Source organism: Arthrobacter sp. TWP1-1, from assembly GCF_049897845.1.
Taxonomy (GTDB): Bacteria; Actinomycetota; Actinomycetes; order Actinomycetales; family Micrococcaceae; genus Specibacter.
The window spans coordinates 198658-216095 of sequence record NZ_JAFCXC010000003.1 but is presented as its reverse complement, the minus strand read 5'-3'; the positions used below and the strand labels follow the sequence as shown (position 1 = coordinate 216095).

Annotated in this window: 16 protein-coding genes; 11 read left to right on the top strand and 5 right to left on the bottom strand. The window is 61.7% G+C overall.

Translation table 11 applies throughout. From position 1 onward, the window contains the following. The first annotated feature begins 2 nt into the window (after positions 1-2). Genes thiL through ACP7B9_RS07415 form a run of 5 tightly spaced genes read left to right on the top strand, consistent with a single transcriptional unit; the run spans position 3 to position 5868 of the window. Entirely contained in the window at positions 3-1019 is a 1017-nt protein-coding gene (gene thiL, locus ACP7B9_RS07435; protein WP_425862135.1) for a thiamine-phosphate kinase, read from the top strand. Next, positions 1009-1998, top strand: coding sequence for a DAK2 domain-containing protein (locus ACP7B9_RS07430; RefSeq protein ID WP_425862133.1), 990 nt, complete (start codon positions 1009-1011; stop codon positions 1996-1998). Before thiL ends, ACP7B9_RS07430 begins: the two co-directional genes overlap by 11 nt. Next, positions 1985-4261, top strand: coding sequence for an ATP-dependent DNA helicase RecG (locus ACP7B9_RS07425; RefSeq protein WP_425862132.1), 2277 nt, complete (start codon positions 1985-1987; stop codon positions 4259-4261). Before ACP7B9_RS07430 ends, ACP7B9_RS07425 begins: the two co-directional genes overlap by 14 nt. 18 nt (positions 4262-4279) lie before the next feature. Further along, complete coding sequence (gene rsmD / locus ACP7B9_RS07420) at positions 4280-4861, top strand: 16S rRNA (guanine(966)-N(2))-methyltransferase RsmD (RefSeq protein ID WP_425862131.1); 582 nt, start codon at positions 4280-4282, stop codon at positions 4859-4861. 2 nt (positions 4862-4863) lie between these two features. After that, positions 4864-5868 carry a Gfo/Idh/MocA family protein gene (locus ACP7B9_RS07415; RefSeq protein WP_425862129.1) on the top strand — a complete coding sequence of 335 codons (1005 nt, stop codon included), beginning with the start codon at positions 4864-4866 and terminating at the stop codon, positions 5866-5868. A gap of 96 nt (positions 5869-5964) precedes the next feature. Here ACP7B9_RS07415 and ACP7B9_RS07410 read toward each other — a convergent pair whose 3' ends face one another. Both ACP7B9_RS07410 and ACP7B9_RS07405 read right to left on the bottom strand, forming a co-directional pair. Then, positions 5965-6732 carry a spermidine synthase gene (locus ACP7B9_RS07410; RefSeq protein WP_425862127.1) on the bottom strand — a complete coding sequence of 256 codons (768 nt, stop codon included), beginning with the start codon at positions 6730-6732 and terminating at the stop codon, positions 5965-5967. Further along, a complete protein-coding gene (locus ACP7B9_RS07405; protein ID WP_425862125.1) occupies positions 6732-7928 on the bottom strand; it encodes an aminotransferase class I/II-fold pyridoxal phosphate-dependent enzyme in 1197 nt (398 codons plus the stop codon). Before ACP7B9_RS07405 ends, ACP7B9_RS07410 begins: the two co-directional genes overlap by 1 nt. 183 nt (positions 7929-8111) lie before the next feature. Here ACP7B9_RS07405 and coaD point away from each other — a divergent pair, with 183 nt between their 5' ends. From coaD to ACP7B9_RS07375, 6 genes are all read left to right on the top strand, one after another. Further along, positions 8112-8627 carry a pantetheine-phosphate adenylyltransferase gene (gene coaD / locus ACP7B9_RS07400; RefSeq protein WP_425862123.1) on the top strand — a complete coding sequence of 172 codons (516 nt, stop codon included), beginning with the start codon at positions 8112-8114 and terminating at the stop codon, positions 8625-8627. Positions 8628-8954: 327 nt separating this feature from the next. Further along, positions 8955-9434 carry a YceD family protein gene (locus ACP7B9_RS07395; RefSeq protein WP_425862568.1) on the top strand — a complete coding sequence of 160 codons (480 nt, stop codon included), beginning with the start codon at positions 8955-8957 and terminating at the stop codon, positions 9432-9434. A gap of 59 nt (positions 9435-9493) precedes the next feature. Beyond that, entirely contained in the window at positions 9494-9697 is a 204-nt protein-coding gene (gene rpmF / locus ACP7B9_RS07390) for a 50S ribosomal protein L32 (protein WP_054011667.1), read from the top strand. A gap of 57 nt (positions 9698-9754) precedes the next feature. After that, the gene (rnc, locus tag ACP7B9_RS07385) at positions 9755-10504 is read left to right on the top strand and encodes a ribonuclease III (protein WP_425862121.1); all 750 of its coding nucleotides are present in this window, start codon (positions 9755-9757) and stop codon (positions 10502-10504) included. Next, complete coding sequence (mutM, locus tag ACP7B9_RS07380) at positions 10504-11445, top strand: bifunctional DNA-formamidopyrimidine glycosylase/DNA-(apurinic or apyrimidinic site) lyase (protein ID WP_425862120.1); 942 nt, start codon at positions 10504-10506, stop codon at positions 11443-11445. Before rnc ends, mutM begins: the two co-directional genes overlap by 1 nt. 178 nt (positions 11446-11623) lie before the next feature. Further along, complete coding sequence (locus ACP7B9_RS07375; RefSeq protein WP_425862118.1) at positions 11624-12592, top strand: type IV toxin-antitoxin system AbiEi family antitoxin domain-containing protein; 969 nt, start codon at positions 11624-11626, stop codon at positions 12590-12592. Positions 12593-12662: 70 nt separating this feature from the next. Here ACP7B9_RS07375 and ACP7B9_RS07370 read toward each other — a convergent pair whose 3' ends face one another. From ACP7B9_RS07370 to ACP7B9_RS07360, 3 genes are read right to left on the bottom strand one after another with little or no spacing between them, the layout of a single operon-like run. Beyond that, complete coding sequence (locus ACP7B9_RS07370) at positions 12663-13664, bottom strand: NAD-dependent epimerase/dehydratase family protein (RefSeq protein ID WP_425862117.1); 1002 nt, start codon at positions 13662-13664, stop codon at positions 12663-12665. Then, positions 13661-16360, bottom strand: coding sequence for an alpha/beta fold hydrolase (locus ACP7B9_RS07365; RefSeq protein WP_425862115.1), 2700 nt, complete (start codon positions 16358-16360; stop codon positions 13661-13663). The genes ACP7B9_RS07370 and ACP7B9_RS07365 overlap by 4 nt, the downstream gene beginning before the upstream one ends. Then, positions 16354-17379: a 3-oxoacyl-ACP synthase III gene (locus ACP7B9_RS07360; RefSeq protein ID WP_044579339.1), complete on the bottom strand. Its 1026-nt coding sequence runs from the start codon at positions 17377-17379 to the stop codon at positions 16354-16356. The genes ACP7B9_RS07365 and ACP7B9_RS07360 overlap by 7 nt, the downstream gene beginning before the upstream one ends. Positions 17380-17438: the final 59 nt, after the last annotated feature.

Below are 17438 nucleotides of genomic sequence, written 5' to 3'. Positions count from 1 at the left end.
GCATGACCCTCACCGTGGCCCAACTCTCCGAATCCGAGCTCCTGGCCCGGATTTTCCCGCGCCTGCACGCCGGCAGCTCCATGCTCCTGGGTCCCGGGGACGACGCCGCCATCATCGCCACCCCCGATGGCCGCACCGTCATCTCCATCGACACGCAGGTTCAGGACAAGGATTTCCGCCTTCTCTGGCCCAACGGCAGCACCTCATCCGGGTACGACGTCGGTTGGAAAGCTGCCGCCCAAAACCTCAGTGACATCAACGCCATGGGCGCGGTTGCCACGGCCATGGTCATCAGCCTCACCCTCCCGCGTACGACGCCGGTCACCTGGGTTGAGCAATTGGCCGAGGGCTTGAGCGCGGCAACAGTTGCGCTCGGGGCGCCACAATGTTCCATGGCCGGCGGCGATCTCTCCGGCGGAAGTGAATTGGTCATTACGGTGGCCGTGACAGGATCGTTGGACGGCTTGGCTCCGGTGCTGCGCAGCGGCGCCCAGGTAGGGGACCAGATCGCTGTCTGCGGCAACATGGGTATCTCAGCCGCAGGCTGGGCCCTGCACGAGAGTTCAATTCTCCCGTCTGCGCACACTCCGGCACTGGCCGCCGCAGCAGCACTTTTTGTCCGCCCCGAACCGCCGCTGGCGGCCGGCCCCCTTGCTGCCCGCTCCGGTGCAACGGCCATGATGGACATCTCCGATGGATTATTGCGAGATGCGAGCCGGATCGCCGCGGCCAGTGGCGTCGGCTTGGATTTGGACGGCACCGTGCTGCGCGAGATAGCCCGCGGACTTGAGGAATGCGCCGTCGTACTGGGTGCCGATCCGCTGTCCTGGGTGTTGACAGGAGGGGAGGACCATGGTCTGTTATCCACATTCCCGGCCGGTGCGACACTCCCGGAAGGCTTCGTTGGGATAGGCTCAGTAGTGTCGATGGACGCTGCCGGACCGGCCGTGACCATGGACGGACAGTACTTCAAAAGCGCCGGGGACGGCGCTCTGGGATGGGATCATTTTGCAGTCTAAGATCGCCGCAACTGCGCCCGTAGTTCGCCGATGGTTGGCCATGGCCGAGCAGACGTTGGCCAATCACAGCGACCGGCTGAACGCCATCAACATTTACCCGGTGGCCGATGCCGACACCGGGACAAACCTGTACCACACCATCAGGGCGGCAGCACAGGCCATGGCCGAGCTCGAGCCGTCGGACGTGGGCGTGACCATGGCCGTTGCCGGGCGTGCCGCCATGGAACAAGCCAGAGGAAACTCGGGGACACTGCTGGCGGTTTCCCTCGTTGCTATGGCCGAACCGCTCGCCGGTGCTCAGCGACTCAGTGGACCGCTGTTGAGTGCGGCCCTGCAGCGCGCGCAATTGCGGGCATGGAGTGCCCTGAGTGAGCCCATGCCTGGCACCATGCTTTCCGTGCTTGAAGCCGCGGCGATCGGCGCCAGTTCGGTGGAGGGTGCCCAGCACGGCGATGAATCCAATCTTGCCTTAGCCGAAACCATTGACCAGGCCGTGCGCTCCGCCCGCGAGGCAGTGGTCCTCACCGAGTCCCAGCTTGACGTGCTCAGCAATGCTCATGTGGTGGACGCCGGAGGCGTCGGCCTGCTGCTCATTCTCGACTGCCTCCGTTCGGTCATTGTGGGCGAACCGCTCCAGGAGGACCTGCTGGACGGGCTCTCCGGCTACAAGGTCCAAGACCCCAATATTGCTTTGTCCATGCCCGAGCAGGAAGGCGTTGAGGTCATGTGCACTATTTCCCTGACTCCGCTAGCGGCGGCCGGGCTGCGCATGAAATTGGATGATCTGGGGGAGTCGGTCATCATGAGCGCCGTCTCGGAAGAGGCTGATGAAACCGGAGCCTACCCGTGGCGCCTGCACGTCCACGTCCCATCGGCAGCCGTGGCACTTGATGCCATCCAAGCTGTGGGTGATCCAAGCAATGTGAGTATCTCGGCGTTGTCAGCTCACGTCACCGAAGACGCCCATGGTTTCCTCTGACGCTGGCGTTCCGCAGCCTGCCCAGGCGTACTCCGATCTTGCCCTGGAGCTGTCGCGCTTGGTGGGTGCAGCCACAGCCAAACAGGTAGCCAAAGGGCTCGACATCACCACCGTAGGTCAGATGCTCCACCAGTTCCCCCGCCGTTATATTGCCCGGGGCGATCTTACGGATCTTGACCAACTTCAGGTCGATGAGGATGTCACCATCCTTGCCCGTGTGGTGGACCTGCGGACACGCTACATGCAATCCCGCAAGGGGACCATTAGCGACGTCATTATCACCGACAACTCGGGCCGGCCATCAGCTCTGGTCATCAGTTTCTTCTACGGCTTCAAGGCTAAGCAGGAATTAAAACCGGGCGTATTGGCCATGTTCTCCGGCAAGGTGGGCACCTACGGAGGGAACAAGGTGCTGACCAACCCCGGCTACGTCTTGCTCCCGGATGATGAAATGGCTGAGCTTGAGGTCGAATTCCATGCCTCCAAGCCCGTCCCCGTTTACCCCGCCACGGCCAAGTTTCCCAGCTGGAAAACCCAACATGTCATCGACGTACTCCTTCCGGTTCTAGACCTGAATAAGATTCCCGATCCCGTCCCTGCGGACATAGCTAAACGCGAGAAACTCATGGCTCTCGCCGAGGCCTACGAGGAAATTCACCAGCCTACGAGCATGGACGCCTGGCCACGCGCCCGCAAACGCTTCCGTTTTCAGGAAGCACTGGCGCTGCAGACTTCTCTGGCGCAAAAGCGTTTCGAGGCCATGAGTCTGGATGCCACGGGCCGTGCCCCTGTCCGCGACGGGCTGCTGGATGCCTTCGACGCCCAGCTGCCCTACACGCTGACCGCCGGGCAGCAGGATATTGGCGGTTTGATCTCCTCGGAGATCGCCGCCGGGCACCCCATGCATCGGCTGCTCCAGGGCGAGGTAGGTTCTGGAAAAACTGTCATCGCCCTGCGTGCAATGCTTCAGGTGATCGATGCCGGTGGGCAAGCCGCGTTCCTTGCTCCCACCGAGGTGTTGGCCGCTCAGCACCTGCACTCCATTTCAGCCTTGCTCGGGAGCCTTGGCGCCGGTACGTTGATCGGCGGCCCCCACGCCACTCAGGTGACGCTGTTGACGGGTTCCATGCCGGCCGCTGCCAAGAAGAAGGCTCTTCTGGCCGCGGCTTCCGGTGAAGCGGGCATCGTCATTGGCACGCACGCGCTCCTGTCAGACAACGTCCAATTTGCTGATCTGGGCCTGATTGTTGTCGACGAGCAGCACCGCTTTGGTGTGGAGCAGCGTGATTCCCTCAGGGCCAAGGCCCTCAAACCACCGCACGTGTTGGTCATGACGGCCACCCCCATTCCGCGCACCGTGGCTATGACCGTGTTCGGTGATTTGGAGGTCTCCGAATTGACCGAGCTTCCGTCCGGACGTGCGCCCATCGTCACCCACATTTCGCCCCTTGCCGAGCATCCCGGCTGGGAGCCACGGGTGTGGGCCCGTACGCGTGAAGAGATCGACGCCGGACACCAGGTGTACGTGGTCTGCCCGAAGATCGGCGATGATCCGCACCCGGTCCCAACCCTTGCAAGTTCGGAGCGGGAACCTCACGGGCGTGGGCCCAACGATGAAGGGCTTGAGATCCAGGGCGGTGACGCTCGCCCCATGGCTGGGGTACTCGACGTCGTCCAGTATTTGCGCGGCGTCCCGGCGCTGGCCGGCAAACGCATCGAGGTCCTACACGGGCGCATGGATTCGCCGGACAAGCAGGGCACCATGGCCGCGTTTGCCCGCGGTGAGATTGACGTGCTGGTGTCAACCACCGTCATCGAGGTGGGTGTTGACGTCCACAACGCCACGCTCATGGTTATTCTTGACGCCGACAGGTTTGGTATTTCGCAGCTGCACCAGCTTCGTGGCCGCGTGGGGCGAGGCGGCCTCGATGGTACGTGTCTGTTGGTGACGAACCTTGAAAAGGATCATCCCAGCCGCAAACGCTTGGATGCCGTGGCCGCAACTGTCGATGGATTTGTGTTGGCCAGACAGGATCTGGAGATGCGCCGCGAGGGGGATATTTTGGGTGCACGGCAATCCGGTGGCACCAGTGGGCTGCGCATGCTCAGCGTGCTGCGGGACGAGGACCTGATTGAACGGGCCCGCCAAGACGCCACCGACATTGTTGCTGCGGATCCCGGGCTAAAATATCATCCGGCTCTCAAGCTGGAAATTGATATGTACGTGACCGAGAAGAATGAGGCATTCCTTGAACGTGGCTAGTAAAACCGGGGTTGGCGCATGAGCCGGATTGTTGCCGGCGCGGCAGGTGGCAGCCCGTTGGTTTCGGTTCCTGGAGACGGCACCAGGCCCACCACTGACCGGGTCAAGGAAGCGTTGTTTTCCAGGCTCGAATCCATGAACATGCTCGCCGGCACACGTGTGCTGGATCTGTACGCGGGTTCGGGTTCGCTGGGCGTTGAGAGCGCCAGCCGAGGTGCTAAATCGGTGGAGCTCGTTGAATTCAACGACAAGGCCGCGGCCGTGTGCCAGCGCAACGCTGAGTTGGTCAACAAAGTTGTTGGCTCCAAGGTGGTGCGCGTGCAGCGTTCCAAAGTGGAATCGTTCTTGGAGCGGGCCGCCGAGGCCGGTGTTGACCAGTGGGACCTCGTGTTCATGGATCCGCCGTACCCGCTGACCGAGGATGAGTTGTCCCTGGTTCTGGAACTGTTGGGTCCACAGCTGAGCTCCTTTGCCGTGGTGGTTGTGGAACGGTCGGCGCGATCGCCGGAACCCGTCTGGCCCGAATCCTTGGATCTCCTTTCCGATAAGAAGTACGGCGAAACAAGGCTCTGGTTCGCCGAGCCAGCGGGCGACGAATAGCGGTGACCGAGCTGAGGATTGGCCTCATTGGTGCTGGTGTCATTGCTGGAGTTCACATCGCCGGGTGGCAGCAGCTGGGTGCGCAGATTACCGTCTATTCACGCTCCGGCGCCGCGCACCTAGTCCGTGACCATGGCATCACCGAGGTGGATTCCCTTGAGGCACTGCTTGCTGCCTCGGACCTGGTCAGCATTCTCACGCCTACCGCCACGCATCACGAATACGCCATGGCGGCCATAGCCGCCGGCAAGGACGTGATCTGCGAAAAGCCGCTGGCCGAGAACACGCAGCGGGCGGCGGAGATCGCCAATGCCGCCCACGCTGCCGGGGTCCGTCTGTTTCCCGCCCATGTGGTGCGTTTCTTCCCGGAGTATGTGGCGGCCAAGGAGCAGTTGGCTGGCGAACCGAATCCCGCGGTTCTGCACCTGAGCCGCTCCAGTGCCGCTCCGGCTGCCGGATCCTGGTTCTTCGATGAGGCGCTTGGCGGTGGAATCGTCCCGGACCAGATGATCCACGACATCGATCAGGCCCTCTGGCTGGCCGGCGATGTGCAGCGCGTATTTGCCGTTCAAAACCCGCCAAGCGTTGACGGGATCTTGCCCCGGCCCGTCAATGCCCGAATTGTCCTCATGCACAACAACGGTGTGCTCAGCCGGCTTAGCGGCGAGTGGGGCCCCGACGGTTTGCCGTTCAGCACCAGCATCACCATCGAGGCGCCGGACGGAAGCACCGTGTACTCACGGCCGGACGGTGAGGTTGCCAATGCTCCCGGCGATTACCTGCCCGCACAAACGCCCGCTGATAGCCCTTACACACTACAGATTGCCGAGTTCGCCGCGGCCCGCGCGTCGGGGCAGCCCTCCCGCGTGACCCCGTACGACGGCGTCATGGCAGTTGCGCTGGCAGAGGCGGCTGCCGCGTCCATCAAAACCGGGAAGCCGGTGGAATTTTCAGCGGTAGATGTGGCGGCGCTGCTGGAAGGTGACGGGGCCGGCGTCGAACTTTAACGGGTGCCTTAGCGGTTGAAGAGGAGCGGCTTTAGTGAGGGAGCGAAACGGGATTAAGCCCCAAAGGTGAAGGAGCGTTGAGGGGGTTTAGCCGTTCTAGCCGGTGAGATCGTCCAGCTCCACTCCCGTGAGGACTGTTGCCGGGTGCGGGCCTGCCGCAACCAGTTGCTTCGCCCAACCCTCCGGCCACGGGCTGTTCTTGCCCAGCAGGATGATGTTTCCGGGGTAGCGACGGCTAAACAGCATGCTCGTGCCATATGCGGCCACATGGCCCATGGCCTCCTGCAATGCCTTGCATTGGCTCGTGACCAAGGTGAAGCCGGGCTCGTCGCCGACGTTGATCGCCAGGATTCCGTATGGAGCCAACAATGCCGCTGCCTCTTGGTAAAAGTCTGAGCAGGCCAGATGGGCCGGTGCCTCCGGACCACTGAAAATGTCCAAAATGATCACATCGAAATGTATGCCCTCGGGCAGTTCGGTGAGGGCCTCGCGGGCATCCCCCACATGACTGGTCAGAAGAGTCCCGGCGGGCATGGGCAGCTGATCGAGGACAAAGTCCAGGAGTTCGCGTTCCAGTTCGACGGCGTGCTGAACTGATCCGGGGCGCGTGGCTTGGATATACCGGGCCAGCGTCAGCGCACCAGCACCTAGATGCAGAGCCGTGATGGGCTCGCCGGCCGGCTTGAGGAGATCAATGGCGTTGGCGATGCGGCGCAGATATTCGTAAAACACCTCCCGAGGCTGTGCCACATTCACGTGCGACTGCTCCGCGCCGTCAATACTCAACACAAACGCGTTGGTATGCCACGGATCAGGCTCAACGGTGGCGTGCACTCCGCTGGTCCGCAGGAATCGGCTGGACATCAAAGTTTATCCTGCAACGTTGAGAGCCGTTCGGCGGCCTGCTCGAGCAGAGGGACCTGCTTGCAGAACGCGAACCGCAGCAGCGACCGTGTGCGCTGGGCACCCTCGGGATGGCAGAACACCGGGACGGGGATGGCGGCCACGCCGATGAGTTCCGGCAACCGGCGGGCCAAGGCTGTGGCGTCCGTGATGCCCATCTTCGAAGTGTCCGCATTGATGAAGTAGGTGCCCTGCGGCAGGTAAACATCGAACCCCGCTGCGCGCAGGCCCTCGCCCAGGATGTCCCGTTTGCGGGCCAACGTTGCAGCAGCGTCGGTGAAGTAACTGGCATCCATCCGCAATCCTGCGGCGATGGCACCTTGGAACGGGGTTCCGGAGGAGTAACTCAGGAACTGCTTGACGGTGCGGGCCGCGGCGACGAGCTCCGCCGGTCCCGACAGCCAACCGATCTTCCAGCCCGTGAAGGAGAAGGTCTTGCCTGCTGAGGAGATGGTGAGCGTGCGCCCGGCGGCACCCGGAAGCGTGGCCACGGGTATGTGCCGGGGACCAAACGTCAGGTGCTCATAAACCTCATCGGTGAGGATGACGGCGTCGAACTTGATGGCGAGGCGGACGATCTCGGTGAGCACGGTCTCGGGAAACATGGCCCCGGTGGGATTGTGCGGATTGTTGATGATGACCATCTTGGTGCGCGGGCTGAAGCTGTTCTCCAACGTGCTCAGATCCGGCATGAAGTCAGGAGCGAGCAGCGCGGCCGTGGTGTGCTTGGCGCCGCTGAGCGCGATCATGGCGCCATAGGCATCGTAGAACGGCTCGAAGGTGAGTACCTCATCGCCCGGTCCCGTCAGCGCCAGCACGGCCGCGGCGATGGCCTCGGTGGCGCCGGTGGTGATGATTACTTCATTTTCCGGGTCCAGAGCGATGCCATAAAAGCGATCCTGGTGCTCGGCCACGGCACGGCGCAGATCCAGAATTCCCTTGCCGGGTGCGTACTGGTTATGGCCGGCGGCGATGGCCTCCTGAGCTAGGCGGCTGAGTTCCGCCGGGCCGTCCTCATCAGGGAATCCCTGGCCCAAGTTGATTGCCTGGTGGTGGTTGGCGAGGGTGGTGATCTCCTCGAAGATCGTGACGCCGAGGGAGCCATCCGGGCCCATCAGGTTTGCTCCGTGGGCTGTCCGCTGCCAGGGCGTGCTCATTATTGCTCCTTCGTTGCGTGCATGTCTGTTGGCTACGTTACCGGCCGCGGCGGCCTTCGCCCTAGCGGGTGGGATGTGCCATGGGGCTGCTACTTGTCGGTAATTGCCGGTAAACCTTGAAATGTGACAGTACGGGGCCAAATCATTGGCCACGTGAGGGGAATCTGGACTAGATTCTCTTGTATGCGACGCGCCGTATGCCCCGGATCCTTTGACCCCATTCACAAGGGCCACATTGAGGTGATCGCCCGGGCCGCGGGACTTTTTGACGAAGTTATCGTTGCGGTCTCCACCAACTACGCCAAGAAATACCGGTTCTCACTCAATGAGCGGCTGGAAATGGCGAAGAATACTTTCTCCGCACTATCGGGCATTGTGGTTGAACCCATGGGGGAGGGGCTGCTCTCGGAGTATTGTCACGCCCGCGGCGTCTCAGCGATCGTGAAGGGGCTGCGGTCCTCATCTGATTTTGACTACGAACTGCCCATGGCCACCATGAACCGTCAGCTGTCCGGCGTCGAAACCGTCTTTCTGCCAGGCGACAGCAGGTACCTCCACCTTTCCTCGACCTTGATCAAGGAAGTCCACACCCTAGGCGGAGACGTGGCGGATTACGTTCCCCGGGCTGTATTACGCAGGCTCCAAGGTGATGTTGGGCCGGATACCCGGCCGGTTCCGGTGGTGCCGCCGAGGCGATAGCCTCCTTGCCCAGCGCAAGCCAGCCGTCCGACGTCGGGCATCCCTAAAGTAGCCACAAAAGCGGCCACAAAAGTAGTTGAGAGTTACATCACGCACGGCACACGCAAATGGGGTCGCCTTGAGTGGGGCAACTGTCGTAGACTGGATAAGGCCGATTTGGTCTGGTACCGCTCGTTTTGATGCCCGTGAGCTTTCGGGCTAAGATAGTGCGTCGGTCATATGTTCTTTACAGGAGTTCTCATTAGCGAAACCACGTTGGGCAATAAGTCCAACCATGGCACGCCCCTCAACGTAAGTGTGAGGGAGCTTGGGCGCAGCCCCGGCAGCATGTGGAAGTTCGAAGAACATATACCTGTGCCGGAAGCATTTGGCACTCCGCTCATTGGCGCGACGCCTGGATCCAATTTGGATCTGGAACTCCGTTTTGAGGCCGTCCATGAAGGAATTCTGGTGTCGGGTAATGTATTTGTCGAAGTAACTGGCGAATGCTCCCGCTGCTTGGAGACTTTCGAGGATGACCTTGAAGTCGATGTGCAAGAACTTTTCTTCTACGAGGAGCCGTCCGCGGAATTCCTTGAACAAGAAGAAGATCAGCAACGTTGGGTCGAGCACGATTCTATCGATCTTGAACCGGTGTTGCGGGACGCAGTGGTAACCGCCCTGCCGTTCCAGCCGGTGTGCCGGGAAGACTGCGAGGGTCTGTGTTCCGAATGCGGAATACACCTTGCGGATGAGCCGGGGCACCATCACGAGATCCTAGATTCTCGGTGGGCTGCCCTACAGGGCTTAACCGGCGAAGAAAACTAGCAAATAAGTTTTTACTTGTGGGCACATGCCTGTGAGTTATCGAGAGAAAAGAGTTTGCCGTGGCTGTTCCGAAGCGGAAGATGTCCCGTGCCAATACGCGCGCACGCCGTTCCCAGTGGAAGGCCACCGCGCCTGCTCTGGTAAAGACCATTGAAAATGGAGAGGTTGTTTACAGCCTCCCGCACCAGGCCAAGGTCGTTACCGACTCAGCCGGTACCGCACTGTTCTTGGAATACAAGGGCCGTAAGGTTGCTGACGTCTAAAGACGTCCGTGCGGCCAATTGGTCCGTTCGAATTAATTAATATTTAGCAGGAGTGTCATGTCCGCAGAAATTCCATCACCGGAACTCACGGACGGACACAAACTGCTTTTGAAGCGTCTCGGTGTCAGTATTGATGCCGGGACGCTTCGTCTTGCCCTCACACATAGGTCTTACGCCTATGAAAACGGTGGCCTCCCGACCAACGAGCGCCTCGAGTTTCTCGGCGATTCAATCCTTGGATTCTCCGTCACCGACGCGCTATACCGCGATAACCCGCTGTTGCCTGAAGGGGATCTGGCCAAGCGCCGCTCCTCTGTGGTCTCCACGCGGGCCCTCGCCTCGATTGGCCGCTCCCTAGGTATTGGTGAATTCATTTACCTTGGCCAGGGTGAACGGCTCACCAAGGGCCGCAACAAGTCCTCCATCCTGGCTGACACCATGGAGGCCCTCATCGGCGCCACCTACCTGACGCACGGCATTGAAGTTGCCCGCCAGCTGGTCATGCGCCTAGTAGGTCCACTGCTGGCCGATTCCGCCGTTCTCGGCGCCGGCACCGACTGGAAAACCAACATCCAGGAAATCTCGGCCGCCAAGCACCTCGGCACCATTGCTTACGACATCACCGGCGTTGGCCCCGACCACGACCGTTCCTTCACCGCGCGCCTGATCATTGGCGGAGAGCATTACGGCACCGGCACGGGTCCCTCCAAGAAGGAAGCCGAGCGCACCGCTGCTGCTGAGGCCTGGATTGAACTGCAGAAGCGCTTCGGTCCGGAGTCTTCCTCCGCTACTTCCGCCGCTGAATAATGCCCGAGCTGCCTGAGGTTGAGGTAGTTCGCCGCGGTCTGGAACGCTGGATCGCAGGACGAAGCATCACGGATGTCTCCGTTCCCGATCCACGATCGATCCGCCGGCATACTTTAGGCCTTGAAGATTTCCGCGGGAATCTTATGGGTGCCACCGTATTGGACGTTGTCCGGCGCGGAAAGTTTCTCTGGATGCCCCTCAGCGATGACGCGTCATCTTCTTCCACCCCGCACACAGCACTTGTGGCCCACCTTGGCATGAGTGGACAGCTTCTGGTGGAATCGCCGGAGCAGCCCCACGAAAAACATCTCAAGGTACGCTTATCCTTTTCTCCGCGGGCCGATGCTCCCGAGGAACTACGCTTCGTTGATCAGCGGATCTTCGGCGGCATGTTTGTCACCTCCCTGGTTCCCACTGCCGATGGCCTGCCGGGTGGCTGCGGCATGGTGACTGATGGTGGCCTCGCGCTCATCCCGGAGGAAGCTGCCCATATTGGCCGTGACCCCTTGGATCAGTTCTTTGACATGGAGGCTCTCCATCAAAAGCTGCGTGCCCGCAAGACTGGGCTGAAGCGAGCCTTGCTGGACCAAGCCTTTGTTTCTGGAATCGGCAATATTTACGCTGATGAGGCGCTCTGGGCTGCCAAGATGCATTATGCCCGGCCCACCGAGACCATGCGCCGGCCCGATACCGAGCGGATCATTCATGCGGCCCGTGACGTCATGGAGCGGGCACTTGACGCTGGCGGGACCAGTTTTGACTCGCTGTACGTGAACGTCAACGGCGCTTCAGGGTACTTTTCCCGTTCACTGAATGCTTACGGTCGCGACGGCCAGCCGTGCCCGCGCTGTGGCACGTTGATGAAGCGTGAGACCTTCATGAACCGTGGCTCGCACTTCTGCCCGCTGTGCCAGTCGAAGCCACACAACGCCCGGCTGTAGCCCCAAATCCGTTTGGTAGGTAGTTAGTCGCAGAAATCGCTGGCTAACTACCTACCATGCGACGTGCACCAGCACACGTGAGCTGAGCAGGCGGAATTGCCGCAGATGTTATCCACAGATTTCCCGATTTCAGGATTTTGGCCTTGAATCAGCGGACTGAAATTTCGAGAATCAGATCATGGAACGTACACAAGTCGAGGCCCTCTTTGATCAGTTGTGGCCGCCTGATCGTCGCATTGCCACCACGGCGCAACTGCACAAAGCTGGTCTGGATGGCAGAACGATAGCCTATGGGGTCAAGCGTGGTTTGCTTCACCACCTGCGCCGCGGCGTCTACATGCCAATGCGTGGTTGGCAGGGGAGCAAGCCCTGGATTCGGGAGGAGCTAGTCCTACAGGGACATATTGCTGCTGCCAACGGCACAGTAATCTACTCTCATTTCAGTGCTGCCCGGCTGCACAAGCTTCGGCTCTGGAACTGTCCGCAACGGATACACATCAGTAGCGGTTACCGTTCGTCCACGCTGAAGGGCGCCCGGGACGTTGTACAGCACGCAAGAACAATTGATCCGCAACATCTTGTGCGCGCCGTTGTGCCGGGTGTTGGTGTGGCCGTCTTTACCGATCTGGCCCATACAGTTTTGGAATGTTCAATGTCGGCACCCTTTGAGCAGGCCGTGATCATAGGGGATTCAGCCCTCAATAGTGGGCTGACAATGGAGGCTTTACGGGAGCTTCTGGAGTCTTCCGCCGGCCGCAGGGGAGTCAAGAAGGCGCGAATGGCGGTGGAAGGGCTCAATGGCTTGTCCGAATCGGCCGGGGAAACCCGCACCAGGCTCATTGTTGCCGAGCTGCCCATCGAGCAGCCAGAACTTCAGATCACCATCAGCACACGCGGTGGTGCGTACAGGGTCGATTTCGCCTGGCCGGGTATCCGCCTGATTCTGGAATTCGATGGTGATACCAAATACTTTGACTATGGAGTGACTACCGAACAGGCCCTGATCAATGAACGCGTTAGGGAGAACGCCCTGATCGAAGAGGGGTGGAGGTTCATCAGGGTGAAGTGGAGCGATCTGAACGCTCCCGAAATGCTCAAGGCCCGGATCATGAAGGCCTACTGGGCGGCCGGCCGCGCCGCCGCCTGAGCGAGTCAGGCAGCGTTTGTGCTGGTGTTAGCCGCTTGGTAGGTAGTTAGAACGGCGAATTTGCCACTAACTACCTACCGGGCGTTGGATGCTCCTGGTAATGCTTGGCCAGCAGGGAGAGACCTTCGTCCAAGGACACTGCGGGTGTCCAGTCGAGGACGGCCTGCGTGTGGCGCTGATCAAACCAATGGGCCGTGGAGAGCTGCTCGGCCAGGAAACGGGTCATGGGTGGTTCGTCGTGGACCCAGCCGCGCGAACCGGCAGCCGTCCACGCCTTCTCAATGACGGATCCGGCGCCTCGCGCCAGCCACCCCGGCACCGAATAGCCCGGCGCCTTCACGCCGGCGGCGGCACAAATTCCGGCAATCAGTTCGCCCACAGGTCGCGGCTCGCCATTCGTGACCACGAGGGCCTGGCCGTGAGCGTAATCCATGCGTTCGAGCCCTCGCACAATGGCCTCGGCGGCGTTGTCTACATAGGTGGTGTCGATGAGTGCCCGGCCGCCGTCGAGCAGTGGCAGCCGGCCAGCTCGGGCACGCTCCACCACACGCTCGACCAGCTGCGTATCGCCGGGGCCCCACACAATGTGCGGACGGATGGCCGTGACTCGGAATTCGGGGGAGTCCGCGGCCAGCGCGATCTCCTCGGCAGCTGCCTTGGACCGTGCGTAGTGACCGCGGGCCAGCGCAGGATTCGCAGATCCCGCGGAAGCGCCAACAATGGAGGAACCAAAGTGAGCTACGGACGGTGACGAGACAAACACAAAGTCCCGCACACCCTCATGCTGCGCGGCGGAAATAAGCTGACGCGTGCCCACAATATTGGTGGAGACAAATTCGCTCCACTCGCCGGTGAAGGAAACTTTTGCAGCCAAATGCACTACGGCGTCCACACCGGCCACGGCACGGGCTGCCACATCCGGATCCACCACGGAACCCTGAATGGAGTCCCACGGAGAATCCACGGCCCGGCGCTGCAGAGTCCGCACCTTGAAGCCGCGGTCATGGAGCAGTTGTGCAACGGCTCTGCCTAAAAGCCCGCTGGTGCCTGTTACCAAGACCGTGGAGCTCATGGCTTGCCGGCCTTCTTGCCTGCCAACATGAGCCCAGCCCATTGGGAGAGCTTGGCGCGGTCGATCTTCGAGTTGTGCCTAACATCAGTGGGCATGGCGTCAATGACCAATACAGAGGAGAGCTGCAAACCCAGGGAACGTGCTGCCGCGCGCACATCAGCGGCAAGCGCCATGGGAGCCAGGCCCGAACGCTTCACGGCGGGCAACGTCTCAACAATGGCCACCGCCGCCTGTGTACCGGCCGGGCCAACACCAACAATGGCGGCACGAGACACGGAGGAGACGAGTTCCACGGCCTGCTCAGCAGCAACCGGCGTCTTGACGCCGTCGGACGTGGTCAGGATGTGTTCCATCCGACCCTCAACCCACAAGCGTCCCTCGGCGTCCAGATGCCCAACATCGCCGCTGCGGTGCCATCCTGGAATCGAAACGCTGCGTTGTTGTGTGATCCACAAACGGTCGTAGCGATCTTTGACATGCGGAGCGCGAATCAAAATCTCACCCGTGATACCAGCGGCCGTGCTCGGCTCGGGCACCACAACACCATCGGGTTCGACGGGCGCAATGGCCACCGTGGCGCCGCTGACGGGCGTGCCAACGCAGACGCCATTGCCCACGCCCGCGTCACGAATGCCCGGCAGGTCAATGTCCGTCACGGGCAAGGCTTCGGTCATGCCATACGGGGTGTGCAGGGCAGCGTTGGGGGCCAGCTGCTGAACCCGCTCAAGCAGCGGCAGAGCCAGTGGCGCGCCCGCGGACAAGACAAGTCCGACGTCGGCCAGCGCCTTTTGCTGTGCAGCCGAAAGTTCCGCCGCGGTCGCAACAACGTTGACCAGCGCCGCCGGGGAGGCAAAAACAACAGTTGCGCTGATTGCAGCCGCCGCATCGGCGAGAGCCCTAGCCGTCAGTGTCCGGGGCGCCGTGACATCCATGTCGGGGGTGACGGTGGTGGCGCCCAAGGCCGGGCCCAACAAGGCGAACGGTGCGAAGCCTGCGACAAGAGCTGTCCCCGCTTCCAGATGGTAGCTCGCCTTCAGGGTGTCCCGCATGGCGGCCAGGCGGCGGTTCGTGTAGACAACGCCCTTGGCCGGCCCCGTGGACCCTGAGGTGAACAAGACGGCTGCATCAGTGTCCGGGGCGGGCGCGACGAAGGCCGCGACATGGCCGGCAATGCGTGCCACTCGACCGTTGGCCATGAGCTGTGGAATCGTGGCCGCAACATCAAGAAGTGCCTTCTTGGCCCTTGCTGAGGACGGTGTGAAATCGTCGGCGGCGATCCGAATACCGGGCCAGTTGTAGATCCGCGCACCGGCCAATGCCCGTTCGATTCCGATCAAGTAATCGGGGCCAGCACCCTTGATGGCGCGGCTCATGCCGGCTGTACCGAGACCAGCATCGGCCACCACAATGATGGCACCGAGACGCAGGCAGGCGTAGATCAAGGTTGTCAGGTTGATGCCTGGCGGAACCAGAAGGCTCACCCGGTCGCCAGCCTTGACGCCGAGTTCGCGGAGTCCGGTGGCAAGGTCGTCGACATCGCGGGCCAACTGCGCCCATGAGAGTTCGCGTGTTCCCTGGCCAGCGGGCAGCATGTCCACGATAGCCGTCGAGGTGTCCTCGCGGCGGGAATCAAGCTCGCTGAGCATCGATGTGTCGTCGGTGGTCGCGGCGACGCCCGTGGTCGAGCCTGTCGAGACCTCGTCAATGGGGCTCGAGAACTCGGAACCAAGCACGTTCTGCGCCAACCACGCAAACGTCGGGGTGGCGATGTCACGGTCTTCTTGGACCAGATGGCTGGCACCTTCGAAGCGGTGCACATCGGCCTGGGGGAGACGAGTCAACAAATCGCGCAAATAGCGGTCCGAGAACACGGGGTCCTTGGGGCCCCACATCATGAATGCGGGCACGCCAAGGGTGCGGATGTCCTCGGAAACTGCATCCAGGGTGGGTCGCGAGGGGTGGTCGGCCGTGAACGGAATATCCGCCACAAAATTGCCAACGCCAGCCCGGCGAGTAACGGACTTGTAGGGCGCCATGAACGCGTCACGGACGTCGTCTGCCAAGGAGGGCTGGCCCAAACCGTGCGTGATGCGCAAGAAGGCGGACGACGTCGTCGTACCCCACTTGTGAACGGCGGGGTGCAGTGCCAGTTTCAGGGCAGGGGGCAGGGCGAAACCTGCCGGGTGCACTGCCGTGTTGGTCAGGACCACGGCCGCGAGCTGTTCGCGGTGGCGGGTGGCCCAGCCGAGGGAGATGAGGCCGCCCCAGTCGTGCCCGACGCTGACCACGGGGCCGGTGAGGGCAAGCGCGTCGGTGAAGTCGGAGAGGTCGTTGATGCGATCGGCCAAGCGGCGGAAAGTGCCGGTGCGCTCGGAGAAGCCCATGTCCAGCTGGTCAACGGCAATCACTCGCCACGGGCCACCCGCCGCGAGGGTGGCGGTGGAGGTGGCGCCGGCCAAAAGGGTGCGCCACAGGTAGGACCAGGTGGGGTTGCCGTGTACACAGAGCAGCGTGCCAACCGGCTCTTGGCCCGTCGCGAGGACGTCGGACTCGTTGTCCAAGTAATGCCACTGGCGGTTGGTGCCTGCGGGATCAACGGCGGAGGTCGAGGGAACCGAAAGGGTCCGCTGCCATTCCGCCTGGACGCCGGGCCACGGTGCGGGAACTTCAATGTCTGGCGACACCACTGCTACCACGCAATTTCCATCATGGCGGTGTTCAACCCCGAGCCGACGCCCATGCACAGTACACGGTCGCCGGGGTTGAGGCTCTGGGATTCCTGGGCCAGCGTCATGGGAAGTGATGCCGGGCCAACGTTGCCCCACTTGGGGAAGGTGATGGGTACACGGTTCTTGACAAGGTTCACGGCCTTGATGATGGCGTTCGTGTAGGAGTTGGAGACCTGGTGGGTGACGTAGCGGTCCATGGAGCGCCAATCCCAGCCGTCGGTGTGGGCTTCATGCCACGCGTCGGTGACTAGTTCAAGACCGTTGTCCAGCAAACCCTTGGTGTCCGTGAACATGCCGTCCGGGCCACCAACGCACAGTTCGTGGTGCTGGGTGCCGGCACGGGAGACGCCGCCCAAGATGCGGTGTCCGCCGGGGTGCAGATCGGCCGGGCCGATCACAGCAGCCGCAGCGCCGGAGCCAAGGGTCAGTGTTGCAAATTCCTTCAGGTAGTCCTCGCGCGTTGACGTCTCGGCGTTCAAACGGCGGAACGTGGTTTCCTGCGTAGCCTGGGCGTCCTCGCCAGCCACGATGAGCGCGTACTTGATCTGGCCCGAATCAATCATGTTGGCGGCCAGCGTCATGCCATTAACAAAGCCGAGGCAGGCATTGGCCACGTCAAAGTTCATGGCCGAGGAGGGCAATCCCAGACCGTTGTGAACCTTTACGGCAACGGAGGGTTCAAGGTTGCGGCGCGTCACGGAGGTGTTGATCAGCAAACCAACCTGGCCAGCTTCAATTCCGGCCTCGGCAAGTGCCTTGGCGCCTGCCTCGATGGCGGCGTCGTCAAAGTCGGTTCCGGGGGCCCACCAGCGGCGTTCCTCCACACCAGCCACACGCTCCAAAAGACGCTTGGAGAGTTTCAACCGCTTCAGGCTTGGGGCCAGCCGGGCGTCAAAGTCGCTGGATTTAACCACCACCGGTGCCTCAATGCTGGAGACCGCAAGCAAGGCGGTGTTGTGGTGACGAAACGTAGCGTTGCCGATCAAGAGCCAGCCTTTATCTTGGGGTGTTCGGTGTCAGATGGCACTGAAAAACCAGTGACCTG